This is a genomic window from Mycobacterium gordonae (assembly GCF_002101675.1).
GTDB classification, from domain to species: domain Bacteria; phylum Actinomycetota; class Actinomycetes; order Mycobacteriales; family Mycobacteriaceae; genus Mycobacterium; species Mycobacterium gordonae.
This window is the reverse complement of record NZ_LQOY01000227.1, coordinates 59,099-83,737: the sequence shown is the minus strand read 5'-3', so window position 1 is coordinate 83,737 and position 24,639 is coordinate 59,099. Positions and strand designations below refer to the sequence as shown.

At 63.6% G+C, this 24,639-nt stretch carries 19 protein-coding genes and 2 pseudogenes; 10 read left to right on the top strand and 11 right to left on the bottom strand.

Annotation, left to right across the window (positions count from 1 at the left end):
- Window positions 1-36 precede the first annotated feature (36 nt).
- The 6 genes from AWC08_RS28955 to AWC08_RS28930 all read right to left on the bottom strand — a co-directional run bounded on the left by AWC08_RS28955 (window position 37) and on the right by AWC08_RS28930 (window position 6,118).
- Window positions 37-1,143 carry a methyltransferase gene (locus AWC08_RS28955; protein ID WP_069435057.1) on the bottom strand — a complete coding sequence of 369 codons (1,107 nt, stop codon included), beginning with the start codon at window positions 1,141-1,143 and terminating at the stop codon, window positions 37-39.
- 74 nt (window positions 1,144-1,217) lie between these two features.
- On the bottom strand, window positions 1,218-2,645 hold the full coding sequence (locus tag AWC08_RS28950) for a cytochrome P450 (RefSeq protein ID WP_082986592.1): 1,428 nt from the start codon (window positions 2,643-2,645) through the stop codon (window positions 1,218-1,220).
- On the bottom strand, window positions 2,642-3,832 hold the full coding sequence (locus AWC08_RS28945) for a DUF6545 domain-containing protein (RefSeq protein ID WP_065136023.1): 1,191 nt from the start codon (window positions 3,830-3,832) through the stop codon (window positions 2,642-2,644). The genes AWC08_RS28950 and AWC08_RS28945 overlap by 4 nt, the downstream gene beginning before the upstream one ends.
- A 156-nt stretch (window positions 3,833-3,988) precedes the next feature.
- Window positions 3,989-4,492: a hypothetical protein gene (locus AWC08_RS28940; RefSeq protein ID WP_065136022.1), complete on the bottom strand. Its 504-nt coding sequence runs from the start codon at window positions 4,490-4,492 to the stop codon at window positions 3,989-3,991.
- On the bottom strand, window positions 4,493-4,951 hold the full coding sequence (locus tag AWC08_RS28935; RefSeq protein ID WP_055581884.1) for a helix-turn-helix domain-containing protein: 459 nt from the start codon (window positions 4,949-4,951) through the stop codon (window positions 4,493-4,495). It abuts the gene before it with no gap.
- 120 nt (window positions 4,952-5,071) lie between these two features.
- Complete coding sequence (locus AWC08_RS28930; protein WP_065136021.1) at window positions 5,072-6,118, bottom strand: alpha/beta fold hydrolase; 1,047 nt, start codon at window positions 6,116-6,118, stop codon at window positions 5,072-5,074.
- Between the two features lie 509 nt (window positions 6,119-6,627).
- Here AWC08_RS28930 and AWC08_RS28925 point away from each other — a divergent pair.
- The 4 genes from AWC08_RS28925 to AWC08_RS28910 are packed head-to-tail and all read left to right on the top strand — an operon-like array spanning window position 6,628 to window position 10,115.
- The gene (locus AWC08_RS28925; protein WP_231752691.1) at window positions 6,628-7,023 is read left to right on the top strand and encodes a helix-turn-helix domain-containing protein; all 396 of its coding nucleotides are present in this window, start codon (window positions 6,628-6,630) and stop codon (window positions 7,021-7,023) included.
- Window positions 7,010-7,516, top strand: coding sequence for a hypothetical protein (locus AWC08_RS28920; protein WP_055581628.1), 507 nt, complete (start codon window positions 7,010-7,012; stop codon window positions 7,514-7,516). The genes AWC08_RS28925 and AWC08_RS28920 overlap by 14 nt, the downstream gene beginning before the upstream one ends.
- Before the next feature lie 44 nt (window positions 7,517-7,560).
- On the top strand, window positions 7,561-8,724 hold the full coding sequence (locus AWC08_RS28915; protein WP_142283871.1) for an MAB_1171c family putative transporter: 1,164 nt from the start codon (window positions 7,561-7,563) through the stop codon (window positions 8,722-8,724).
- Window positions 8,646-10,115 (top strand): cytochrome P450, encoded by a 1,470-nt coding sequence (locus AWC08_RS28910; protein ID WP_231752688.1) that lies wholly within the window; start codon window positions 8,646-8,648, stop codon window positions 10,113-10,115. The genes AWC08_RS28915 and AWC08_RS28910 overlap by 79 nt, the downstream gene beginning before the upstream one ends.
- Window positions 10,116-11,544: 1,429 nt before the next feature.
- Here AWC08_RS28910 and AWC08_RS28905 read toward each other — a convergent pair.
- Together AWC08_RS28905 and AWC08_RS28900 are read right to left on the bottom strand one after the other, a co-directional pair.
- Window positions 11,545-12,333 (bottom strand): annotated as a pseudogene (locus AWC08_RS28905) (ParB/RepB/Spo0J family partition protein); the annotation flags it as partial.
- Entirely contained in the window at window positions 12,314-12,679 is a 366-nt protein-coding gene (locus AWC08_RS28900; RefSeq protein ID WP_232008093.1) for a hypothetical protein, read from the bottom strand. The gene AWC08_RS28900 and the pseudogene AWC08_RS28905, both read right to left, overlap by 20 nt.
- Window positions 12,680-12,841: 162 nt before the next feature.
- Here AWC08_RS28900 and AWC08_RS28895 point away from each other — a divergent pair, with 162 nt between their 5' ends.
- The 6 genes from AWC08_RS28895 (at window position 12,842) to AWC08_RS28870 (ending at window position 19,055) form a co-directional block, all read left to right on the top strand.
- Window positions 12,842-13,135, top strand: coding sequence for a FeoA family protein (locus AWC08_RS28895; protein WP_082986590.1), 294 nt, complete (start codon window positions 12,842-12,844; stop codon window positions 13,133-13,135).
- The gene (gene feoB, locus AWC08_RS28890; protein WP_085088610.1) at window positions 13,132-15,072 is read left to right on the top strand and encodes a ferrous iron transporter B; all 1,941 of its coding nucleotides are present in this window, start codon (window positions 13,132-13,134) and stop codon (window positions 15,070-15,072) included. The genes AWC08_RS28895 and feoB overlap by 4 nt, the downstream gene beginning before the upstream one ends.
- Before the next feature lie 2 nt (window positions 15,073-15,074).
- Window positions 15,075-15,596 (top strand): NifU family protein, encoded by a 522-nt coding sequence (locus AWC08_RS28885; protein ID WP_083271095.1) that lies wholly within the window; start codon window positions 15,075-15,077, stop codon window positions 15,594-15,596.
- Window positions 15,597-15,863: 267 nt separating this feature from the next.
- Window positions 15,864-16,868, top strand: coding sequence for a hypothetical protein (locus AWC08_RS28880; protein ID WP_069433369.1), 1,005 nt, complete (start codon window positions 15,864-15,866; stop codon window positions 16,866-16,868).
- 94 nt (window positions 16,869-16,962) lie between these two features.
- Window positions 16,963-17,889, top strand: a complete 927-nt coding sequence (locus tag AWC08_RS28875) for a metal-dependent hydrolase (RefSeq protein ID WP_069433370.1) — start codon at window positions 16,963-16,965, stop codon at window positions 17,887-17,889.
- On the top strand, window positions 17,886-19,055 hold the full coding sequence (locus AWC08_RS28870) for an aromatic ring-hydroxylating oxygenase subunit alpha (protein ID WP_069433371.1): 1,170 nt from the start codon (window positions 17,886-17,888) through the stop codon (window positions 19,053-19,055). The genes AWC08_RS28875 and AWC08_RS28870 overlap by 4 nt, the downstream gene beginning before the upstream one ends.
- Window positions 19,056-19,222: 167 nt before the next feature.
- Here AWC08_RS28870 and AWC08_RS28865 read toward each other — a convergent pair whose 3' ends face one another.
- From AWC08_RS28865 to AWC08_RS39915, 3 genes and pseudogenes are all read right to left on the bottom strand, one after another.
- The gene (locus AWC08_RS28865; protein WP_069433372.1) at window positions 19,223-20,431 is read right to left on the bottom strand and encodes an acyl-CoA dehydrogenase family protein; all 1,209 of its coding nucleotides are present in this window, start codon (window positions 20,429-20,431) and stop codon (window positions 19,223-19,225) included.
- A gap of 39 nt (window positions 20,432-20,470) precedes the next feature.
- Window positions 20,471-21,553 carry a phosphotransferase family protein gene (locus tag AWC08_RS28860; RefSeq protein WP_069433373.1) on the bottom strand — a complete coding sequence of 361 codons (1,083 nt, stop codon included), beginning with the start codon at window positions 21,551-21,553 and terminating at the stop codon, window positions 20,471-20,473.
- Window positions 21,554-21,640: 87 nt separating this feature from the next.
- Window positions 21,641-24,511, bottom strand: a pseudogene (locus tag AWC08_RS39915) (helix-turn-helix transcriptional regulator).
- Between the last annotated feature and the right edge of the window lie 128 nt (window positions 24,512-24,639).

Sequence of the window (24,639 nt, the reverse complement as noted above, 5' to 3'; positions counted from 1 at the left end):
AGATCACCCATCCAATCTGATCGGGTGGCCTACTTTTCAACCGTCGCGACTGGCCTGGTTTTCAACCGTCGTCAACACGAAGTGGCGAACTGGTCCCGGTATGAGCCCGGCGTCGCGCATCAGTGCTTGCACTTGCTGGGGTGAGCGTTCTCGCCCGCCTTCGCAGAAGACGAGCATCATCACGTCGGCCATGGCGGTGAAGGCGTTGGGGCGGGCAGATTCGTGGTGTTGATCGATGGTGACTAGCTTGGAGCCGGTCGGCATGGTGGCGCGTACGCTTTTGAGGATGTCGCGGCATGCGTCGTCGCTCCAGTCGTGCAGGATCCATTTCATCGTGTACACGTCCGCGTGAGCGTCGAGTTGGCCGAACAGGTCGCCGGCGCGGGTTTCGATCCGATCGTCGAGCCCTTGTTGGCGCAGAAATCTGTCTGCCCGCTCAAGTACTTCCGGTGTGTCGAGCAGGATGCCTCGCGCATGCGGGCGCTGTTCGAGGATGGCTGCAAGCAGGTGTCCCACTCCGCCGCCGATGTCGCAGATGGTTCCGTGCTTCGGCCAGGGGTAGGACTGGGCGATCCCGGCAAGGTCGAATTCGGTGAGTTGGCGCATCGCATCTGCGAACGCCTCTCCTCGTTCTGGGCGATCGCCTAGATATTCCCATAGCGATTTGCCGAATGCTGCTCGATGTCCGGATATTTCGGCGCCATCGCGTAGTTGGCGGTCAAGGTGGGCGTAGACCGCCGCGGTGTCTGGGTCTGCGTAGTAGGCGGCCCAGGATGCGATCGACTTGGGGTGTTCACGGCGCAGCGGCGCACCGATTCTGGTCAAGCGCACACGTCCGGTGCGGTCACGTTTGATCAGTCGCAGCGTGATCGCGGCGTTGACGATCCTGGTTGTCACGTCAGAATCTAATCCGAGTTCGTCGGCCAGATCGACTGGCCGCCGAGAGGTTTCGCCAAGGGCATCGGCGATGCCGGAGGTGACGAGAACGCCGGCGATTTTTGTTTTCTGCAGCCCGAAGATGACGTCGAGGAACAGCGTGATTTCCCCAGGGACTGTGGCGTCGGCGAGGCCCAGCAGCCGTTCTCGAAGGTCGATCACCCCACGCGCGACCCACAGTGGTAGGGGCAGGAATGGCAGGCGCATCGTCGGTTCCTCTCGCCTGTTGGCGGCCAGTTGCTTTGAGGTGGCCGTGCTGGCACTCGCCGTCAGCGGCCCGGCTAGCTGGGGTTGTCAGGTCGATGTCGCGGGTGCAGGCGTAACTGAAAGTCGGCGGGTTTCAGGGTCAGTGTTTCGGCGATCTTGAGGTGGTAACCGGGCTTGGGTTCCAGGTCGAACTGGTGCAGGATCGCGGCGAGTGTCAAGCAAATTTCGTGGAGTGCGAATTGGCGGCCGATGCAGGCTCGTGGCCCGGTGCCGAAGGGTTTGTAGATGTGCGGGGGCAGCTTGCGTAGGTTCTCGGGGAGAAATCGGTCGGGGTTGAATTCGTTGGGGTCGGGCCCCCAGGCCGGGGAGCGGTGGGCGGCCAGCAGGACGACAGCCACCCAATCTCCCTTCCGGAAGCTATATTTGCCGTCGCCGAGGGTGGTATCGCTGCGAGCTTGACGGTAGTAACCGGGGGCTACGGGCCACAGGCGCAGCGTTTCGTCGACCACCCGCCGCAGATATCTGAACTTGGCGATGTCGTCGAATTCGATGCGCGGAAAGTCAGATTCGGGCCAGCGTTGGTCGATTTCGGCGCGTGCGCGAGCCGCCACGTCGGGGTGGGCGGACAGATAATGCAGGGCGAACGAGATGGTGTTAGCTGACGTCTCGCTACCGGCTGCCATCATGGTAAGGATTTGGTTGACAACGTTCTCCGAGTCCAGCTTCTCCCCCGTCTCGGGATCGGCGCTGTGGAGCATGATGTCGAGCATGTTTTCGGTTGGTCCTGGTGCCGGGTTGTTGCGGCGCGCATCGACAATGCCGCAGACCAAGTTTCGGATGAACTCCCTGTCGGCCAGGTGCTGCTGATAGCGTTTCTTCCCGAAGAGATTGGTGTAGAAGGGAATCGGGTCGACGCGCATCGCGCGCCGCACGTAGCTCAGTTCGCTGATGATGGCTGCGCTGAATGCGTTCTCCCCCGGATCGCTGAGGTTGCCGAAGGTGTGGCCCAATCCTGCGCGCGCGATGATTTCGACGGTGAGCCGGTTGGCTTGGGCGGGGATGTCAATCCACGACCGCTTGGCGCTGGCGTCTTTCCATGCCTGGGCAAGTTCTTCGACGGTGGTGGCCATGCTGTCGTGGTAGTTCTTCATGGCTGTCTTGGTGAACGCGGGCATCAGGATGTTGTGGGCTTTGTGCCAGTTGGGTTCATCGTTGTAGGCGGTGAAGAGTCCGTCTCCGAGGGTGAGGCGCAGCTTGTCGACGAGCGGACCGACGTGTTTTTGCCATCGGGTTTCGTCGTTGACTTCCTCGATGAGGGCGGCATCGGAGATAGCGATGGCTGATAGGGCGAAGATGCGCTGTTCGAAGATTCCGTCGGTGGAGTTGCGCAGCTTGTCGGTCGTTCCTAGTACAGGGCTGGTGAAGTCGATGGTGAGGAGATCACCAAGCAAGGGAAGCCGGAAGCGGGAGTGCGGGATGGCCGTGGCGGTGGGCGTGGTCATGGTGTTGGGCTCGCTTTCGTGGGGGCCACGGAGGTGGCTGCGGCGTACGCGCTGGGCCACCATTTCGCCAGCGTGAGCAGTTCGGCCGCTTCTTCTTCGAGGGTTGTCGCTTTTGAGGTGACGATCAGCGCGGCGTCGCCTTCGGGGGGATCGGGGGTGATGCCGGCAGTTTTCGCGTTCGCGGCGTGAGCGAGACGCAGCGCGGCAAGCGCGGCCTCGCGCTCGCTGGCACGGACAGTTTGGGACACATCCAGGAAGCAAATCACCTCATCCTCGGGTATTGCGCGGACGTAGGGGCGCAGGCGCAAGATGGCGTCGCGGATCTCGACCACGGTGTCGTGCAGTTGAAGTGTCGACTTTCCCCGCCGCCCGAACTCCTCGTCGTCAGAATCGATGAAGCGTTCTGGGGTGACGGCTCTCATCGCCTGGCGCAGGGGTTGCAGTTTGTGCCAGCTTCGAGTGGTGCGATCCAGCCCGAGCGACCGGAGCAGCTTCAGCGCGAGAGGGACGGCGGCCATCACAAACGGCGCCAGGATGCCGAAAAAGAGACCGTCCTCGTGCGACCCCTTGCGGTAACTAGCGGTGTGAGTCCAGCCGAGTTGGTCGAACAGCTGCAGCGCAGCCTCTTGCACTACGATTCCGACGCCGAACACCCCCATCAGCAGTGTGCTCAGTGCAATCCAGCGTTCCCGGGGGCTATTGGCCGCCCGCAGCTCGCTGAGGGAATTCCACACCAGACGTATAGCCAGGACCATCAACATGGCCGTGAGGCAACTCAGCGTTGTCACTGAATCCCACCCCACCAGGAGCTCTAGGGGCTTGTTGGCAAGGCGGGCACGGGTCCCGCAGATCAGAAATCCCGTGATTAGCAGAATCGCCGCCATACGGTAGTACCGGTGTTTGCGGCGGGTTTCCGCTTCGGGCATCCCTGACCACAGCATGCTGAATCCGATGAATTCGGTGAAGCTGTAGCCCATGAGCGCGGTACTTATTTGCCACACGCCGGGCTCCGTGACCAATGCTGAATCGATCATCTGCCTTTGCACGAAGGGTTCTCGGAGTAGCTGAGCCGCCCACAAGAAGGCCAGGGTGTTGTTGATGTACTTTTCCGAGAGATTTTCGTTGAACCACCGGTAGCGCCCGAGTAGTACCACTGTCATGAATGCGATGAATGGCCAGGCGATCATGGCCGGGACGGCGGAGGGGGTCACTGAAACACCGCCACGTGTGCAGGCACCGTGAAAAAGTGTTTCACATGGAGGTCTGCCCGCCGCCACCACAAACGATCGATGACAATGATGAACTTCGTCACCGGTCAGCGGTGGTGTCTGGAAGGACCGGGCTCATCGTCGGCGGAAAAAGGCGCTGCGCACAATCGATCGCCGTTCGTTGGCATCAGCGACGGCCAGCATCAGCGCAGAAGCAAACCTCTCGGCGTCGCGTTCGTCTTCGTCGCCGGGGCAGTTGGTGCGCCCCAAGACTGCCCGAACCGTTTCGGGGTCGATATCGGGCAACACGTAGTGACACAAATCGCGTTGGCGTTCCTTCTTATTGCCGAAGGCATCGATGCGATCGTGCCCCAGCAACATATGCCCGACCTCATGGCCGACAATTTGATCGATGTGATACTCCGAAGTCCCTACTTCGTGCAGGATCAGGTCGTCGTCGTCACGGGAAAGCCACAGTCCGCAGGGGCCGAGCCCCAGTGACGCGGTGTCTGTAGGGACGAGCGTGATCGCGCGACCGCGCTTTTTCGAGAGGTTCTCGACGAAGACATTTCGATTCCAGGGCGTGGGGATGGGCAAAGCGCGCACCAAATCGAGAATGTCATTGCTCGCAACCGCCATCTACTTGGATGTCCCTTCATCATTGGCGACCGGCGGCAGGTGCTCTAATCGACGCACGTGGTCGACCATTGCTGCGATGTTGGTGATCGCGCTCGGGGTGAGCCCCGAAGCGCGCATTGCCAAATCACGCACGCCACTGTCTCGCAGTGCTTGCAGCAGGTTGAGTTGCCCTTCGATCTCCGGCTCAGAGTCGGAGTCGATCAGGTAGGACGCCGGCACTCCGAAGAATTTGGCCATCGCTTGCAGGTGCGTAACAGTGGGGTTTGTCTTCAGGCCACTACGCAATTGCCATATATATGCCGCACTGATGGATACGCCCGTCTTCTCTTTGATCGCCTCCGCCGCCGCGGCGTTAGACAACGGCGCATCCGAGGGCTTACGCATGACCTCGAACAATTTGTTCAGCTTCTGCGCCAGCCCGGAATTACTTTGAAGCCCAAGTGAAGCACTCTCGGCCATACACTCTCGTTTCACGCGATGACACCGGACGTGTACCGATGTTATCAGGATCGCGTGCTGCGAGCCTAAACTCTGGGGGGAACGCATGTGCAGGATCGGTCGCGACGAGACTGACGGCCGTTAGGCGAGTGCGCGTGTCGGTGACCGCTTCGACAGCGCCGCCACGGTGATCCTCTCCCCCGCACCCACCGTAGAAGTGGCGACCTTTCCGAACCTGGGCGTTGCCGCGACATCGGGGCTACTGGCGGTTTCGGTAAGTTCCGAGCACTTGACGAAGTCATCGACGGCGTCAATGAATCGAGGGTCCCAGTACAGCGAGAAGTGGTCGCCAGCTGGGAACGAAATACACTGGGCCTTCAGTGGGACCTCTGAGGCGAAGCGAGTGGATGAGCTGGGAGGTGAGGTCACGTCCCCATCGCAAGTCAGGATCAGCGCGGGAACGTACGGTAGCTTGCTCAGGTCCAGCGCGTTATCCGCTTGCGACAGAAGCAGTTTTGCGTAGGCCCGGATATTCTCGGCAGGTCGCTGTGGCGGGCCAAAAGGATACATGGCGGCCGCGTTACTGCCTGGTCTGGCACCGCTGAGGTCGCGGGTCATAAATATTGCGCCCGTTTCCACCGCCCGCGCCGGTGTGTCATCGCTTCCCGTCGGACCAGGCTGCAAATCGTCGGCATATTTCCGTGTCAGCGCGGTGAGTTCTGCGAGTTCAGTCGGGTAGGCACCATTCATCAGGACCAAACTGCTGGCGGCGCCATCCCATATTGAGGCAATTTCTAGTGCAATCCGCGTCCCGGCGCTCCAGCCGAGCAGCTTCGCGCCGGACACGCCGAAGTGAGCGAGTACTTCCAGCCCGTCACGCACCTGACGATCCATCAGATGCCGCAATGACTGGGCGTCGTGATACACGCCCGGCAGTTCACGGGACTCCCATGTGATCACACGGAACGCTCCGGCCAGCCGATGGGCAAGGGGGCGAACGAACTCAACCGACATTCCCGGCGCGTTGCACAGAAGTATCGCTGACGCCGCGTCGGGACCGGCGGTGTAGACGTGCAACCGCTCCCCATCGGATGCCGTGAACAGGCTGCAGGAAAGGCCGTGATGGGCGCGAAAATAGCTTTCGTAGAACTCTATTCGTGACTCGTCGGGCACCGATTCTGAGTCCATCTGCGTCTCGCTTGGCACTGTCATCGTCGATTCTGCCCGCGTCGTCCTGAATGGAAACCTTCGTTGTGTCGGAAGAAGGGATTGCGTACGTGTCAGCTCTAGCCACTCATCACGTTGGATGCGCGCCACATGGGAATCCTTTGTCAACACAACACATCCCCCATCTTGGCGGCTATTTGACGCGTTAAGGCTGTCAGCCGGGCTTGGCAGGCGTCGTCGCTGGTCGCCGCTGACTTCCATCAATCTGTGTACTTGACCTAGTTCATACCATATACTCACATAAATGCAAGCGATTGTGCCGCAGCCGCTGCCACCGTCCGGCCCAGTCCTGGGCGTCAGTCCGCAGAGAGACTTCCACCCGGAACTGGGACGATGTCGTGTAGTAACCTCAGTTTATGCGAGGGGGCGTGGAGCGAAACGAGAGTAGATTGACTGACCCTGTGCACCGTGATTCGGCTACAGGCGAGGTCACTGAACTGGCGACCAAGCTCAACAAGCTGTTCGACATCATGCGCAAGCCCACCGAACCGCCGTTGTCCAACGCTGCAGCCGCGGAAGCCATCACGAAACACACCGGTGTGTCGATCAGTGCCGCCTACGTGTGGCAGCTGCGCACGGGCGCCAAGAACAATCCGACTGTCCAGCACCTTCGGGCGATCGCCGAGTTCTTTGGGGTCTCACCGTCATATTTGATCGACCCTGGTATCGATCCGCAGATTGACGCGCAACTCAATCTGCTGCAGGCCTTGCGGGACAGTGGCGTGCGCGACCTGGCGATGCGCGCCCACGGATTGACGACCGAGTCCCTCAATAGCTTGGCGGCGATGGCCGATCACGTGCGCCAACTCGAACAGCTGCCGCCGGTCGATGTCTCTCCTCGAGGGCCAGATCATGGCAGCGACTAACGCTGATCTGCTTACCCTGGCGCGTCAATTGCCGATCCCTGTGCCATGGGATCGGCGAACGTTCGTCGAAAATTTTGCGCATCAGCGTGGCCGCCCCATCCGGCTGATCCCGACTGACACCGCAGCCTTCATCGACAGCCCCTGCGGCCTGTGGCTGATCAAAGATGATGAAGACATCATCGTTCATGAGGCGGGGACAACCGACTACCACATTGATCAAATTGTCTGCCACGAGATTGGCCACATGGTCCTTGAACATCGCAGCGGGCCACGCGAGGGCAACAGGGTAGGGCCGACTGCGATCGCCGAACTGTGCCGCTCCATCCTCCCCGACCTCGAGCCAGCCCTGATACGGACGGTCCTGGGGCGCACGGACTACGCCGACGAGCAGGAACGGGACGCCGAACGGTTTGCTTCGGTATTGATGCTTGCCGCCGCCGAGGCAGCGCAAAGCCAATCGATGATGCGTAGCGCCTTCCTTCATCGGCGATGATTTCTAGCGTCCCAGCCGTCATTGCCTGGCCCGTCATCGTGACCATGGCGGTCTTGCTCGTCGGGCGTTACTGGCTGTGTAGGACCAACAGCTACGACACCTATTACAACAACTTGATGGCATTCGTCCTCGTGGCCCAACTTCTGCGCGAGGGCAGCGTCGAAGACATCCTGTCTCGAGGCGCCCTCATGTCGCCGACTACCGCCCAACAAATGGCTTTCGTCGCAATGGTTTTCGCCAGCACCGAACTCATCGGCTTCACGATGCTGTGGAATGGGCTGCCACCAGAGCAAGCACGCCGTCAACACCGTTACTACCGGGCGGCGGCCATCATTTCGTGCATCTGCTTTCTAGTTGCCGCTACCCGTGCCCGCTTGGCCGGCCAAACGCTGGAAGTCTCCGGCGGTTGGGATGCGATCTCGGCATGGGTATTCTACTTGATCATCCTGCTCGTGATGGCCGCAAGATTTGTCTGGATGTTTGCCAACGAACTCAAGAGGGCCAGCAACAGACGCGAGCGCCTGCTGGCCGCCAGCGGCCTGACGCTGGGCACGATGACTGCCCTCGGTTGCCTGGAAGCGCTGATATCAGCGTTGACCGATCAACTCGGTTGGACAAGCACTGTGATGTTCCGACTGTGGCTGCACGGCTTCGAATACTTCGGTATCGCAGTGTTTGTCTACGTCCTGGGCGCAATTCCACTTGTCGTGAGACTGCTCTCCCGCTTGGGCCTAGATCCCGTCAGCCGCAGTAGCCGAAAGTTGCAGCCACTATGGCGTGCGATGACATCAGTGGTTCCCGAGAGCAGATTCAACATCGAGCAGGTAGATCCGGGCGGGCGGATCACTACCCTGGCACTGCACCAAACAGTGATCGAAATTCGCGACGCCTTTCTGCGGCTGCGCCCCTACTTCGGCGAAGTCGATCCGCGGGAGGTCGCAACGTTCCTCTCGACGCATTCAGTACCGACCCGACGCTGCGGCGCAGCGACTCAGGCCTTCCAGTTGGCGTGTGCCGCGAGGGCTCGCAGCGCGGGACTCACACCCAAGTCCCCCAGTGCTGTAACGGTGCTCGGATCGCCGTCAACAACCCTCGACGGCGAGGTCGCAGCCTTGGTGAAGGTGGCAAAATGGTGGACCCTTGCGTGGGCTGCCACTCAGAGGCGCACCGCACCGATCCCATCGACGAAAGCAGGCACGCCCGCATGATCGCGGACACTCCCCCGTCAACCAGGGATTCTTCTCGCTTTCAGTTCCCTGTCCTCGGTAATTACCGCACGATCGATTTCACCAAGCCGGTCCAAGACGTTACCGATCGGCTGCGTGAACTGGGCAGCGGCATGATCGAGCAACCGTTCGCCGCCCAGCCGGTCATCTTTGTCGCTGACACCGCCCTCGTCGCGGAAGTCAACGACGAAACCCATTGGGAAAAACACGTCGGACCTTCATTGGACCGACTGCGATCGGTGCTCGGCGACGGATTATTCACCGCGTACAACCACGAACCGAATTGGCGGCGAGCGCATAACCTGCTTGTACCGCTGTTCACCAGGGCAGCGATGAGTCGCTATCACAGCGACATGGTCAACACTGTGCGCGAACTGATCGACGGGTGGAACACCAAAAGCCGTGTCCGCGCCTGGATCAGTGTTCCCGCTGACGCCAACCGACTGACCCTGGAAATCATCAGCCGCGTCGCCATGGGGCACTCATTCAACAACCTGAGCAATCCCCGGGAACGGCAAAAGCCGTTCCTGGCAATGCTGCTCCGCGAACTTGCTTACGCGGACCGCCACACGGTCGATATCTCTGACGAGCGAAAAAGTCAGCACGTCTCAGACAAGACCGAGATGCGCCGAGAGGTCGACAGGATCGTCAAAGACCGCAGCAGGGACCCCGCCACCCAGGGGAATGGCGACATCTTGCACTCACTGCTGCACAATAGAGACCCCGACACTGGTGAACAGCTCGACCAGGCCACCGTCATCAACGAACTGCTCACTTTTCTCGTCGTCGGAAGCGAAACCTCGGCTAACGCAATCGCTTTCGCTCTGCACGTTCTGTCCAGCAATCCTGACATCGCTGCCCGGGCCCGCGCCGAGATCGACGCACGCTGGCCCGAACCCGGCTTTCCCGAGATCGGTTTTGGGGATGTGCACCAATTGCAATACCTGCGCTGCATCGTTGACGAAACATTACGACTGTGGCCCGCGGCCCCCGGCTATTTCCGCCAGGCCCGCCACGACACCACGATCGGTAATGGAAAACACCACTTCCGGACCGGCGACTGGGTATTCGTCCACCTCATTGCTGCACATCGCTCCGATGCCTGGGGACCTGATGCCGCCGAATTCAATCCCGACCGGTTCCTTAGCGAAAACCTGCGCAGACTTCCACCCCGCACCTACCGGCCCTTCGGAACAGGTCCCCGCGCGTGCATCGGTCGCGCATTCGCACTCCACGAGATCCTTGTGACCCTCGCTGCCGTCCTGCACCAATTCGACCTCGAACCCTCGCCGGACTACCGGCTCGCCGCTGCTGAGGCCATGACCCTCAAACCGCTCAACTTGCAACTGCGCCTTCACCGCCGGCGCGTGTGACATCGGCAAGTCAACCGTGGAGATTCTCAGTCAGCTTCGAGATGGGTGAATTGGTGTGCTGCGTCGAAGGGTCGCTAGATAGCTGTCCGCCGATCCGCTGTTCGGCCGGCCATGTGATGGCTGTTGGACGGCCACCGCAGCAGAGAACTTCCGGGGGCGGTGGAGTTACCCTTGGCCGCGATTCAGACGTCGTCACTACTTAGCGCAGATTCCGGCGCGGTGGTGACCACCACTACCTCCTCGTCGAGCCGAGGCACTGCCGCATAGCGACAGCTCGGCGGCCCACACTGGCCGACAAACTCCGCAGACCGCGGATTAAGCGCCCCTGGCGCACCACCAGCACTGCCCCCTTCTAACCAACGCCGCTCCCCCAGCGCTCCCTGTCCCTGTCCCTGTCCCATGACGAGCGTTCGTCGTTCTGTCCCGGCTGTCGCACGGTCTGGTCTCTGGTACCCCGCCCGTGCCCTCGGGTGCCCATGCTGGGCGTGAGCGCTCATGGCGCATAGGTATCAACGGCTGAACACCACGCGCAGACGCGCGGCCGCGCAGCCAACCACACGGCTTCCAATGACGCCGACCCGTCACGCACTGACGTCTGCGGCAATAGGCCCCCACCAAGCTTGCGTTGCGCCGCCCCCCTCACACTTACTGCCACGCAGGTCACTATCCCGTACAGTGCGATGCCGAAATAGCTTGTCGCTGAGAGTATTCCGCACCCGCCGTCCTCTGTGCGCCCAGGGTTAACGTTGCCAGTTTTCCGCGGAAAACTGGCTCACCGGCGATGAGCTCACCGTGGCACAAATCACTGGCTCTGCGCCCCCACGGTGGCCGCGTCCCATCATCTCGTCGCGCCGCCGATGGACCCGCGTTGCTTTGAGTCCTCACCTGTCACCAGGGTGGCCCCCTCCCCCGTCGTACCCGGGATGTCGCCACACATCGCATTGCTACGGTTCCTAATCTATCCGGCCATAGGGCGAACGTTGGAACGCCGGCAGCCAGGCGAGCGTTCCCTCACGCAAACAGCAGCCCAGGACACTGCTGATCTCGCGCCGCAACGCCTGCGCCTTCCCGTGCCGCTGCTACCAGCTTCCCCGATCACGTCGCGGCCGCACCAGCTCGAAGATCGATTGGTGACCTTTGCCGGTCGAACCCGGTTCACACCGAGGTACGCCCACCCGATGAAGTCGCAACCGATCAACATCAAGGCCAGGCCACGCACATTGCGGTGCGGCCGTCCCAAGCCGTTCAGTCGCGGTGCCGAACCCAGAACCGGCCCCCGACACTCGATTACTCGCAAACCCGGTTTACCGGTCGCCCGATGGCGCCGGCACGATCAGCTTGTGGCCACCTCATCGGTCCGGACACTTGCCTGGCGCAACCGATTGCCAGCGCGACCTTTGAGGTAACACTGCGCGCTTCGGGGTCGAAGCTAAGCGTGCCTCAACAGTTTTCGCAGCTGGTGGACAAGGGTTTTGGCACCGGCGTCACCGAGCTGGTCTCGCAGCGCGGCGGCCAACTCGTCGGGTGCGGTGTCGAATTTGTGCAGGGCTTTGCTAATTGACCGCGACGTGCGCGACGTCGCCTCTCCCCCACCCCGCCCGTTGCCCTCGGCGCAAGACTTTCCGCCGTCGGCGTCGGTCTCCCGACCCTCTCCGCGGCGGTCCCTGACCGCCGTCCAGCGCGTCACCTGCTGTTCCAGCGGCACCCGCGCCAGCGACCTCGCCTCCCTGATCGCCAAATCACCCCTGCGGGTGGCCTCCTGCAGGGCCGGCGCGAGTTTGAGCAGCGCGCGCCGCTGCGAAACCCATGTCTTACTCTTGCGAAGATGATCGGCCGCGGCGTCGGCGCTGCCGTATTCGCTTACTAGGCTCTCCACCGCTTTGGCCTCCTCAATGACGTCGAACCCGGACCGGTCGACGTTCTCGGATATCACGGCGGTCAGCAGCGTCGCCCGGTCCTTGGCTAGCTCGTCCTTGACCACGACGTCGAGTTCGGGACGGCCGAACTTGTGGGCGGCAGCGAGGCGACGGTTGCCAATAACGACCACCCAACGCGCCGAGATGCTGGTCTCGGGGTAGAGCTTTTCGAAGGCGCCGCGGGTGACCACTACCGCCGGTTGAAGCTGGAACTCGGCTATGGATGCCAGTTCGTCTAGATCACCGACCGAATCGCGGGGGTTGTGCGGATTGGCGATCAGGTCACGTAGTGGTACTGATCGCGGAGTCGACAGTCATGTTCTCCGGAAGCGTGACCGGGCAGATCCCGAACGGGCCGAAGCCGGTCTGATCGGCCACCTGCCCACGGCCCGCCATCGCCGGCGAGGTGTAGGTGGTGTAGCCCTGCTTGAGCAGGTATTCGCGGATCGCGGTGTCGGTGTTGCCTGCGGCCAGCCCGGTGGCGCACGCCTGGTCTGGCGTGGTGAACGGGCTCGTCGCATCGCCGCCGGACACGATCACCACGGCCTGCGCGGCCGGACGTTTGCCGGAGGCCGCGTTCTTGTCTCCACATCCTCCGAGGATCGTCGCCACCGCCACAACCGCGGTCAGCACCAAGACTCGTCGCACGCAACTGGATGCTAGACCCCAAGGCAAGGTCGCACTGCCGTATCGGGTGGCGGTAAAGCCGAATCCGGCTCCGGCCGGTGAGGGTAACCTAACTATCGGTAGTCTTGCTGCATCGCTGACACCACCAGCGCCTGGCAGTGTCGGCAGTCCGGAGGAACGACGATGCCCAACAGCCGGTTGGACCGATCGGCGGGTGAAGCCCGGCCCGGTCAGGATCGGCGGACCACGCTGGCCGACCTGGCGCCAGGAACCGGCGCCGAGATCGTCGCGCTCGACCCGGCCATCGCGGATGATGTGGCGAATCGCCTGCGTCACTTAGGTTTTCGTCCGGGAGTCCGGGTCACCAAGCTGCGCACCGCTCCGCTGGGCGACCCTTCGGTGTACCGGTTGCTGGGTTATGACACTTGCTTGCGGCGCCGCGAGGCTGCCCACATTGAGATCGCCGAACCGTCATGACCGCGTCCTGCCATGACGACGGCGCGACGGTCGCCGCGCCGCCCGGCCTGCCCCGGACCGCCCTGATCGGCAGCCCCAACGCCGGCAAGACCACCGTGTTCAACCACCTGACCGGGATGCGGGCGCGCACCGGCAACTATCCCGGTGTCACCGTCGCCCGACGGGTAGGTACCGGACGCGTGCGCACTGACGACGACACGAGGACGTTCCTCGTCGAGGACGTCCCGGGGTGCTACAGCTTGCACCCGATCAGCCCCGACGAACAGGTGGTCGCCGACCTGCTGAGCGGGGAACTGCCTGGCGTTCCGCCACCCGATGCACTGGCTGTGGTCGTCGATGTCACGGTCCTCGAACGCTCCCTGTCTCTGGTATCGCAGGCCCTGGCACTGAACAAGCCCACCTTGCTCATCCTCACCATGGGAGACGAGCTGGCGGCCCGCGGCGGGCAACTGGACACCGAGCGGTTCGCCGCCGCGCTCGGGGTCCCGGTGGTCAGTGTGATGGGCAGCCGCGGCAAAGGATTCGAACCGCTGCGGGTGCTGCTCGCCGAGCCGCAGACCTGGCGGCGCGTCGCCATCCCCCCACCGTCCGACGACGCCGAATACAACAGCTGGATTGCGTCGATCCTCAACGCCGGCCACTACCGGGCCCCCGAACCCGACCAGCGCAGCGCCCGAATCGACCGGGTGCTGCTGCACCCCGTGTGGGGAACGCTGTGTTTCATCGCCGTGATGTTCGCGTTCTTCCAGATCATCTTCACCCTGGCAGCACCGCTGCAGGACGTGATCGAGAAGTTGTTCAGCTGGCTCGGCGCCCTGGTGGACGACAACGTCACCAACACCGCGGTCGCCGGCCTGCTCGGCCACGGACTGATCGGCGGGGTCGGCGCCGTGCTGGTGTTCATCCCGCAGATCGTGCTGATGTTCCTGCTGATCTCGCTGCTGGAGAACATCGGCTACATGACGCGCGCCGCATTCCTGGTGGACCGCATCATGTCGACCACCGGCCTCGACGGCCGGGCCTTCGTGGCGATGCTGTCCTCGCTGGCGTGCGCGGTGCCGGCGATCATGGCCACCCGCACCATTCCGTCGTCGCGCGACCGGCTCGCCACCTGTATGGCCGCCCCGCTGATGACCTGTTCGGCGCGACTGCCCGTGTACATCCTGTTGATCGGGATGCTGGTCAGCCCGCAGGACCGGTGGGGGCCGGTTTCGATGCAGGGCGTGGTGATGTTCGGCATGTATCTGCTGGGAGGTGTCTCGGCGATGCTCACCGCGTGGCTGTTCAAGTCGGTGGTGCTGGGGGGCGACCTGTTGCCCTTCTATATGGAGATGCCGCCGTACCGGTTCCCGTCCGCCAAATCGGTGGTGATGACCGTGTGGGACTCGGCAAAGGTGTTCCTGCGCAAGGCCGGAACCATCATCCTTGGCACCTCCGTCGTGCTGTGGTTCCTGCTCAACCTGCCGGTGCGCACCTCCGAAACCGCCGGCATGGACCAAGCTGCTGCCACGGCCTACGTCGTCAATCATTCCTTCGCCGCCGGCCTGGGCAAGATCCTCGAACCGCTGTTCGCACCACTGGGTTTCGACTGGCGCGTCTGCGTCGGCCTGATCGGGGCGATGGCCGCCCGCGAGGTGTTCGTGGCCACACTGGGGCAGATCTTCGCCACCGGGGAATCCGGTGATCTCGTCGCGGCCACGCATTCGGCGGTGTTCACCTCCGGCCCGCACCACGGTGAGTTGGTATTCACGGCGCCGACGATCATGGCGCTGCTGGTGTTCTTCGCCTACGCCCTGCAATGCATGTCCACCATCGCCACGCTGCGACGCGAAACCAACTCGTGGCGATGGCCGCTGGTGGCGTGGGGGTACATGTTCGTGCTCGCATGGGTGGCGGCGTTCGCCACGCGGCACATCACCATGTGGTTGACGGGTTGAGCGTGTCGGTTCCGCTGCTGCACCCGCAAGCCACCGACGACCCCCGCTTGATGCGGTGGCTGACCGGGACACGGCAGTTGTCCGGCGTTCCGCCGCAGTTGGCTGCGCTGATCGATCAGGGTGTGCTGGACCGGGCCGAAGTTGATCTGGGTGAAGTGCGAACGTGGTTGGGCGTCAACCGATCCTGGGAGGTCGACGGCCCTCGGGTGCGCTCGGCGCTGTTCGATGCGCTGTCTGCCCAGGTCTGCGAAGTCAGCGACCAGGAGTTGCGCGACGGAATCGAGGAGATCCTGGCGCGTGAGGTGACTCCGGTTGCCACATCACACGGAGGCTCGATCACCGTGCACTCGGTGCGCGACGGCGTTCTCACGGTGGAACTGACCGGAGCCTGCCTGGGCTGTCCGCTGAGCGGTCGCACGCTGGGCGACCTGGTGATCCGAAGTGTGCAGGCCCGCTACCCGCAGATCCGCGAGGTCAAGGCGACCCAGCCGCGCCGGGCCTGGCTGAAACTGAAACGCCGGTAAGCCTCGCTCCGAGGGAAAGCAGATGTCGGCGACCGTGCCCCCGCACCGCCCGCAATCCCCCGTCCCACCGGGCGGCAGCGGCTGAGAGTGGTTGCGCCCCACTGATCTTGAGATAAAGCGCTTAGTACCTGGATTCGCAGCCAGTTGGCACCCCGACGAGCGCGTCTAGTCACCCGTCGACGCTGCGGCACCGGCTATTTGACCATACGTATTCTTCATAGTGTATGTTCATGTAGCGAGTACCCGCACAACACCGGAGGTTCGGGCGTGGAACTGGTGATCATCAACAACCCGGCCACCATCGGCTGGCAGGCCAATCTGCTCGATCTGGTGCTGCTGGTCATGTTCGCCTCGGCGGTGGTCTACGCGATCGCCCAGTGGCGACGGGGGGTGCGCGCCTATCTGACGCTCTTGGCGGCCGCCTTCTTCTACGGTGTGGTGCTGGAGTTGGGTGGCATGGCGTTGCTGAATATGTACGTTCAGGGCGACTTCACCGTGATGCTGAACTTTCGCGCGCTGGCACCGTTCCAGGGCACCACCGCCATGCCCTTCTATGTGCTGATCTTCTATCCGGTCTTCCTATTCACCGGCTTCAAAGTCGTTGAGGCATGGGGCATTACGAGACGATGGCAGGCCGCGGTCACCGGTGGCCTGTTCATGGTCGCGTTCGACGCCCCCTACATCATCGAAGGCGGCCTTCGGCACGTCGTCTGGTGGACCTGGCGCAGCGACTTCCCGATGTTTCAGTACTGGCTGGACTGGCCACTGGTCGACCTGTGCTGGCAGGCGACATGGGATGCGATGTTCTTCTACCTGATGCTATGGGCGCTGCCCCACATCGACCCGCCCGGGCGGCGCGGTTGGTCGACGGCCAAGTCCCTGCTGGTCTTCGCGCCTCTTTGCGCGCTGGTCACCATCGCCGTCGGGCCACTGTTACTCGCTCCGCAGACCGCCGTGACCTTTCTCGGCGGACGCCAGTGGCCGGTGGTGCTGGCGCTGATCCTTGGCTACGTCGTAGTCGCCGCTACGGCTCTGCGCACCGCCCACCCTGCGCGGGATCGCGTCGAGCCCGTCACGGGTTGGATCGTCGGTGTGTATGTGGCTGCAATGGCAGCGATGGTGATCGCCAACGCGGTCCACGAAGGTGCATTGTTGTCCTACATCACAGTTCAGGCCGCCGGACTGCTGGCGATCTGCGGGTTGACCTTGTTTCCATGGCTGGCGACCCGGCGCCGGCCGGTAACCATTGCGGCCGCTGACGCGACGAACTGACCATACATAAATCTTTACCCGTATTGTCTTGGTGCGCTGACGGCGCTACGGTCGTAATGGTCCGCGCCGCGAGATCTGAGGGGACACCTTTGCCATGACGAAGCTTCAAGTGCGCCGCGTGCGGTTCGATTTCGCCGCCGACGACGTGCCATTCAACTGGCAGCCGCAGCGACCGTCGTTCGCCATGCAGTGCAACCTGATCTCGTTCTTCGCACCGGGTTTCGAGAAGTTCATCGTCGATGCCACCCGCGAAGCCATCCCGTTGATGCGCGACGCCGGGGTCGTGGAGGAGGCGAACGCCTACCTGCGTCAGGAAGCCCAGCATTCCGCGGCGCACCTGAGTCATATCCGGGCACTGACGCGCCGCTGGCCGGGCCTGCAGGAAACGGCGAGCGAGGTGATCGCCTCCTACGATCGCCTCACCGCCACCAAACCGTTGGCGTGGCGGCTCGCCTATCCCGCCATCGTCGAGGCGACTTTCACCCCGTATTTCAAGGTCTTCCTCGACCATGAAGACAAGCTGTTCCAACCGGGCGACGAGCGGGTGGCATCGCTGTTCATCTGGCACTTCGTCGAAGAAATCGAGCACCGCAGCGCCGCGCTGAAGGTCTACAACGCGGTTCATGACAGCTATGCCTACCGGGTCAAGACAATCGCCGGTGTGCTCAAGCATCTCAGCGAGATCCTGTCGATAATCGCCACGGGTTTCCGCACGCACGTTCCGGCCGACGACGGCGGCCAGTTCGCCCGGCTGATGCCTGACGGGCTGGGTCCACGGGCGCTGCTGGGCGCGCTGCGTGCCTCTCGCGAATTGCCAGGCGCATCCACCTATTTCGAGGTTCCCAAGCGCGAAGTGGCCCAGATGGTCCTTGGCCTGCTGCGTTCACAGGGACCCGGGCACGACCCCACATTCGAGCGTCTCCCGCCTCTCGCCGGTCAATGGTTCACCCGCTACGACGAAGAACCCCGAAGCGCTGCCCGTTGGTATTCGGTGGGAGCACTGAAGAAGGGACGCCCGTGACAATCACCCACGGCGACAAGGGAATACTGCACGAAGGCCTGACCCGGCGCGCTCTGCAGGTGGCGCTCGACAGGACCACCGACATGGCGGCCGAGGTGTTGCGGGTTCCGCTGCACTATTACAACGACCCCAAGCTGACCGAACTCGAGGAATCTCAGATCCTGCGCCGAACTCCCCTGGCTATCGTGCCCAGTGCCCAACTTCCGCGGATCAACGATTACCTGGTCCGATCGGTGCTCGGGGCTTCGCTGCTGGTGACCCGTGACAAATCAGGCCGCGCCCATGTCTTCCTGAACTACTGTCGGCACCGCGGCGCGATGCCCGCTTGCGGGCAGGGCAATTCGTCCCGGTTCACGTGCCCGTATCACGCCTGGACGTACAAGAACACCGGCGAGTTGTCCAGCATCCCAGGCAAGTCCGGTTTCGCCGGGATAGACGTCAAGGACTACGGACTTGTCGAACTGCCCGTCCAGGAGCGTTACGGATTCGTCTGGGCAGTACTGACGGCCGATGCCCATATCGATGTCGAAGCCCATCTGGGATCTTTGGCCCCGGAGTTGGCCGAACTCGACTACTCGTCGTTCGGTTACCACGATCACCGCGAGTTCGAGTCCGACGTTTCCTGGAAGGGAGCGCTGGAGGCGTTCGCCGAGGGCTATCACTTCCCCTTCGTGCACGGCGAAAGCCTGATCGGCATGAACACGCTGGCCAACACTGCCATCTACGACGAGTACGGCAAGCATCATCGTCTTGGTTTTCCGTTCACCTGGATCACCGAGCTCGTCGCCGACCCCAACCGGTCGTGGGACGTGCGCGACAACATGGGCGTCATCTACTGGATCTATCCCAACCTGATCCTGGCCAACAGCAGCGTTGGAGTAGAGATGATCGACATGCTGCCCGCCGGTGCGCCGACGCGATGCCGGGTCCGGCACACGTGGATGTCGCGCCTCCCTGCGACGAGCGAAGGGATGCGCGCCGGATACGACATGATCTACGACGCCGTTCACGCCGCCGTGCGCGATGAAGATTTCGCCATGCTCCCCCAGTGCGGCCAGGGGGTGCGGCACGGACAGCACGACCACATGCTCGTCGGCCGCAACGAGATTGCGGTGCAACACATGATCAAGGTCTTCGCCGCCGAACTGGGTGTGGCAATCGGGTAGCGGCTGTTGATGAACGGGCTGGTGGCATTTCCACCCGAGACGGATCACCACAGCCTTTGCAGCCCGGCGCTTGCCGGATCCGGCGGACTTGTGTCCGCAGCGGAAAGCACCGTCGCCACCGCGGTCAGCGCTAGGGGGGTCACGCAACAGGACCCTGCGTCGACGGTTCAGACAGTGTGCGATCCGGGGACCCGCGCGGCCTCCGAGCCGACGTGCTTCATGCGCCGGATGATCGCGTACTTGTGGACCTCCGTGGGCCCGTCGTAGAGCCGGAAACCGCGAATGTCGCGGAAGATCATTTCGATCGGTGTCTCGTCGGTGACGCCGATTCCACCCATGACCTGGATGCAGCGGTCGACAACCTTGAACAGCTCCTCGGACACGAAGGCCTTGCTGATCGAACTCTCGTGCCGCCCCTTGTGCCCCTGGTCCAGCACCCACGCCGTGTACCAGATCGCCAAGCGGCACTGTGTTAGGGCAATTTCGTTGTCAGCCAACAGGAATCCGACGCCCTGGTGGTCGACGATCGGGCCGCCGAACGCCGTTCGGGTCTTCGCATGCTCCAAGGCGATGTGCTGGGCACGTGAGGCGGCGCCCAACCAGCGCATGGCGTGCGTGAGACGCGCCGGCGCCAAGCGCATCTGCGCGTAGCGCATCGCTTCGCCGACTTCGCCCAGCACGTTCGCTGCGGGCACCCGCAGGTCGTCGAAGACGACGACGCCGTGCCCTTCGACGTAGTTGCGGTCCATGGAGTTCATCACGCGCTCGATGACGATGCCGCCGTCGTCGCCCTTGGCCAGGAACAAAGTGGGTCCGCTGCGCTTTTCGTCGTCGACCACATCGGCCATGACGATCCAGGTCCCTGCCCCGTTGGCTCCCGTGATGAGCCACTTTCGGCCGCTGATGACATACGAGTCGCCGTCGCGTCGCGCTTGCGTGAGTAGTTGTGAAGGATCGGAACCGGCTCCGCCGGGCTCGGTCATCGCGAACACCGATCGGACGGCGCCGTCGAGCACGGGTTTCAGGAACTCTTCGGCCTGCTCGTCGGTCGTCAGCTTGTCCAGGAGATACATGTTGCCCTCGTCCGGCGCAGCGCAGTTCATCGCGACGGGCCCCAGCGTGGACCATCCGGCCGCCTCGTATATCACCGACTGCTCGATATGAGAGATGCCCTTGCCGCCGAACCGCGGGGATGCTTGCGGAGTCAGCAGCCCTTCCTTGCGGGCCAGCTCGACGAGCTCCTGGCGCAACTCGTCGTTGGGGCCGTGCTGGGTGAGTCGCGGGTCGCGCTCGTAGGGGACGATCGTGTCGATGACGAATTGGCGGACTCGTTCGCCGAGTGCCGTCAGTTCCGGGGGGACGGAGAAGTCGATCACGAAGCGGTCCTCTTCCTCGGGATAGTGGGTGCTGGCATATCAGATGTCTTCTGTCGACAAAGAATCGGCGGTCACCGCCAAGACAGACGTCGCAATGCGGTTGAAACCGGCGTACTTCGGGCCGACGAGTGCCCCACGTTGATGCAGCACAAACAATTGCTGCCAGGCGATCGCAAGCCGGAGTCGGCCCAGCGCCAGATAGAAACCGACTGGCACCGGTTTGCGTCCCGCCGCGGCGAAGTACTTCGCCGCGAGCGTTTCTCGGTCTGGGAAGCCCGGCTGCAGCGACGGAGCCAATCCGAGGTCGCGAATGACGTCCGCGTCGTCTGCTTGCGCCCAGTAGGACAGGGTGACGCCGAGATCGAAGAGTGGGTCTCCCAGCGTCGACATGTCCCAATCGATCACGGCGGCGGCCGCGCCGTTCGCATCGAATATCACGTTGTCGAACTTGAAATCATTATGCAGCACAGTGGGTTTGATCGACGGTTCGGGCCCATTGGCGCCCAGCCAGGTCACGATGTGCTCGACCGTCGTCGGCGGCGATCCGTCGAACGCGTTGTGCGCCCGGCGGTTCCAGCCGGCGATCTGGCGTGCGATGAAGCCGCCGGGCCGGCCGAGCTCGCCGAGTTCAGGATGGGTGTCGAGGTCGATCGAGTGCAGGTCTGCCAGGGCGGTCACGAATTCGTCAGCGAGCCGGGAGCGGGGCACGGCGGCGAGTTGCTGAGGAATCGTGTCGGACACGACTGTGCCGGGCCGGTATTCGATCAGCTGAAAGGGGCTGCCCAGTACCGAGGCGTCCTCGCAGAAGGCCACTGCCCGGGGTGCGCGCGGGTAGTGCGTGTGCAGCCGGCTCAGTACCCGAAATTCGCGCGCCATGTCGCTGGCGCCCTCGGCCAGCTGTCCGCCCGGTGGCCGGCGTAACACCACGGACCGGCCGTCGACCGAGATCAGGTAATTCAGGTTGGCCAGACCGTTGGCGAACTGGCGGGGCGCATCGGCGTCGAGCTCCATCCCGCGGCGGCGCAGCCAGTCGCTGAGCGCTGCCCAATTCTGCGGCGAGCACTCGGCACGAAAGCTCTGGTTTCCGGTGCCGGCGACACTCTGATCGTGGCGTGCGGTCATCGGGCTCCTTCAACACAGATCGCGTCATAGGGACACTACGTCCGATGCCGACGGCGCGATCACGCCGCCCGGTACCCAGGGCGCCAGTCAGGAGTGGCGCGCCGCCTCCTGGGCCAACTGCACACGCGAGGTCAGGCCCAGCTTGGTATAGATGTGGGTCAGATGCGCCTGCACTGTGCGCGGTGAGATGAACAGCCGGGCGGCGACGTCCTTGTTGCCCAGACCCTCGCCGATGAGCTTGACCACGTCCAACTCGGCACGGGTCAGCGAAGCCCAGCCGCTGCTGGCGCGCTTACGCTCGCCGCGCCTGCGTAGTGCGTAGGCAATGGCGTCCTCAGTGCACAGGGCCGCGCCGGCGGCCCACGCTGCATCGAAGTCGTTGTCGCCCAGGTCTTCTCGCAGATCTGCGATTCTGGCGTTGTCGGCGTCCTCAAGCACCTTGAAGCGCACCATGCCCATGCGTCGGTATGCGGCGTCGGCGGCTCCGAACAGCCGCGTCGCCAGTACGTGGTTGCCGTCTTCGGCCGCGGTGGTGGCCAGGCAGTCGAGAGCGACCGGGACGACGAGCCCACCTTGCAGGCGGCCGGCGAGCTCGAGCCCTTCGTAGGCGTCACGTTCGGCGGCGTCGAAGTTCCCTTGGGCTAACTCGACCCGCGCGCGGCACACCAGGGCTGCCGCATAGCTCCAACCACTCGTTGCGGACACCACCTCGTCGGCCAATCGGCGGGCCGCGGCGAGATCACCGCACGCAACGGCGCCAGGGCCGACCAGAGGTGCATGGCCGCCAGCTGGGGGTCCATCCGTGTGCGCTCGTGCGCCGCCTCCCACATCTCGCTCGAGACGGACGCATCCCCCGCGGCCAGGTGCACGAATGCCGATGCCGCGTAGACGATTCCCGTGTACGCGTCGAACATGTCGGCGAGGCGCTGGAAGGCGACGTCGGCGGCCGTTCGAGCGGCGTTGATCTGCCCCTGATAGGCAAGCGCCATCGCTTGTAACGACGACGTGATCATCGAATACAACGCGTCGCCGGCCGCCAGGCACTCCTCCTCGAGGTCACGAAGCGCGATCAGTGCCGAAGACAGCTCGCCGCGCAGGACCTGCGACCAGCACAAGATATAGCGGCATTGCCGCGCCACGAACGTGTCGCCGATTGCGACGGCAATCTCCAAGGCTTCTGCGGCGGCAACCGGCACCCCCACCGGGTCGCCGAACAGCAATCCGTACGACGCCTCCAGCGCGAGCGTCTGCACCAGCCACCATGAGTCGCCGCATTTGCGGGCCAGGTCGGCCGCCTCGGTGAAGTAGGCGACGGACGCCTCGCGGTCGTCGGCGGCCCGACAACCACAGGCCGTCAGCGCGCGCGCCACCAGTGCGGAGTCACCTAGTTGGCGCGCCGCCGCCAGGCTGCGCTCGGCGTCGTCGAGGTCGACGGTCATGGCCCGGAAGGACTCCAGCAAGGCCCTGGCCACGGACGCTCGGACCCGTGTCTCCTCCGTCTCAGCACCCACGCTGTCTCCGTCGGTGAGCGCGGCCGCCAGCCAGTTCCAGCCTTCCCGCATCAGACCGTGTGACAGCCACAGCGGAAGCAGCGAAAATCCCATTCGTAGGGCCGCATCGGTGTCGGAAATCTCCCGGCTCCATGCGAACGCCGCCCGCAGATTGTCGCACCGAAGCGCGCAATGTCTGCTGGCGGCGCACCGCGGTCCGCGCGCCGCCGGTGAGCAGGCGGAAAGTGTCATGCAGGCTGGTGAGCAACTCACTCGGCGACAGCGCGCGGATCCGCGCGGCGGCAAGCTCTATTGCCAGCGGCAGCCCGTCGAGCCTGCGGCAAATCTCCGTCACGGTCCCGGCGTTGTCTGCCGTGAGGCGGAAATCGGGCTTGGTGTGTCGTGCCCGATCGGCGAACAACTCGATCGCCTCGTCGGCCAGGGACAGTGACGGCACCCGCCAACTCACCTCGCTGGGTACGCCGATCGGTTCGCGGCTGGTCGTTAGCAGGGTCAGCGCCGGGCACCGAGCCAAGAGGGCCGTGATCAGCTCGGCGGTGGCGTCGAGCAGATGTTCGCAGTTGTCCAGCAACACAAGGGCTTGGCGATCCCGGAGGAACCGCAGCAAGACGGTGGCGGTCGGCTGGTCGGCCTGCTCGGGCAGGCCCAGCGCGCGGGCAACCGTCATGGGCACCACATCGGGGTCGGTGATGGGCGCTAAGTCGACATACCAGACGCCGTCGGCGTATTCGGCGGCAACAGTGGTGGCGACCTGTACCGCCAGGCGGGTCTTGCCCGCACCGCCGGCGCCGGTCAGTGTGACGAGGCGGTTTTCGGACAGCGCCACACCGATGCCGCACATATCCTCGTGGCGCCCGACGAAGCTGGTCAATTGCGCCGGAAGATGTTCGGCAACAACCACATTGGCCACCCGCAAGGGCGGAAAATCACTGGGCAGATCGGGATGGCATAGCTGAACGACCCGTTCCGGGCGAGGCAGATCACGCAACGGGTGGGTGCCCAGATCGGTCAGCGTGACTTCGGGCGGAAGTTGGTCCACGACAAGGGGTTCCGTCGAGCCCGAGAGCACGGTCTGGCCGCCGTGGGCCAGATCACGTAGCCGCGCAGTGCGGTTGATCGTCGGGCCGATGTAGTTGCCTTCGCCCCGCAGCTGGATGTCGCCGGTGTGCAGGGCGATGCGCAGCTTGATCGGCGCCAAGGGCGCGCGCTGTAGACACAGCGCACAGGCCACCGCGTCGGCGGCACGGACGAATGCGATGACGAAGCTGTCGCCCTCGCCCTGCTCGATGGGTCGCACGCCATGACAGGCGGCGATCGAGTCGCCCAATGTTTCATCAAGGCGCTCGATGGCCGCCCTCATCGCGTCCGGTTGGGTCTCCCATAGGCGGGTCGAACCCTCGACGTCAGCCAGCAGCAACGTCACGGTTCCGGTCGGAAGCTCGCTCATGGCCACGTCGCTCCAGCGTGTTTCGCTCATGCTAGTCAGAATGCGGTGACCTGCATCACAGCGCATCAGCGAAATCGCCAATGTTTCCGGTGCCAGCATGCGTACGTACGCGTCCGGACCGTGCGCTT

Excerpts from the sequence above, each read along its gene's own strand:
- AWC08_RS28860 (WP_069433373.1), bottom strand. The coding sequence starts at position 21,553 with ATGACCGCACGCCACGATCAGAGTGTCGCCGGCACCGGAAACCAGAGC.
- AWC08_RS28910 (WP_231752688.1), top strand. The coding sequence starts at position 8,646 with ATGGTGGACCCTTGCGTGGGCTGCCACTCAGAGGCGCACCGCACCGAT.
- AWC08_RS28875 (WP_069433370.1), top strand. The coding sequence starts at position 16,963 with ATGACGAAGCTTCAAGTGCGCCGCGTGCGGTTCGATTTCGCCGCCGAC.
- AWC08_RS28895 (WP_082986590.1), top strand. The coding sequence starts at position 12,842 with ATGCCCAACAGCCGGTTGGACCGATCGGCGGGTGAAGCCCGGCCCGGT.
- feoB (WP_085088610.1), top strand. The coding sequence starts at position 13,132 with ATGACCGCGTCCTGCCATGACGACGGCGCGACGGTCGCCGCGCCGCCC.
- AWC08_RS28915 (WP_142283871.1), top strand. The coding sequence starts at position 7,561 with ATGGCGGTCTTGCTCGTCGGGCGTTACTGGCTGTGTAGGACCAACAGC.
- AWC08_RS28940 (WP_065136022.1), bottom strand. The coding sequence starts at position 4,492 with ATGGCGGTTGCGAGCAATGACATTCTCGATTTGGTGCGCGCTTTGCCC.
- AWC08_RS28920 (WP_055581628.1), top strand. The coding sequence starts at position 7,010 with ATGGCAGCGACTAACGCTGATCTGCTTACCCTGGCGCGTCAATTGCCG.
- AWC08_RS28930 (WP_065136021.1), bottom strand. The coding sequence starts at position 6,118 with ATGGACTCAGAATCGGTGCCCGACGAGTCACGAATAGAGTTCTACGAA.
- AWC08_RS28955 (WP_069435057.1), bottom strand. The coding sequence starts at position 1,143 with ATGCGCCTGCCATTCCTGCCCCTACCACTGTGGGTCGCGCGTGGGGTG.
- AWC08_RS28925 (WP_231752691.1), top strand. The coding sequence starts at position 6,628 with ATGCGCAAGCCCACCGAACCGCCGTTGTCCAACGCTGCAGCCGCGGAA.
- AWC08_RS28950 (WP_082986592.1), bottom strand. The coding sequence starts at position 2,645 with ATGACCACGCCCACCGCCACGGCCATCCCGCACTCCCGCTTCCGGCTT.
- AWC08_RS28935 (WP_055581884.1), bottom strand. The coding sequence starts at position 4,951 with ATGGCCGAGAGTGCTTCACTTGGGCTTCAAAGTAATTCCGGGCTGGCG.
- AWC08_RS28945 (WP_065136023.1), bottom strand. The coding sequence starts at position 3,832 with ATGATCGCCTGGCCATTCATCGCATTCATGACAGTGGTACTACTCGGG.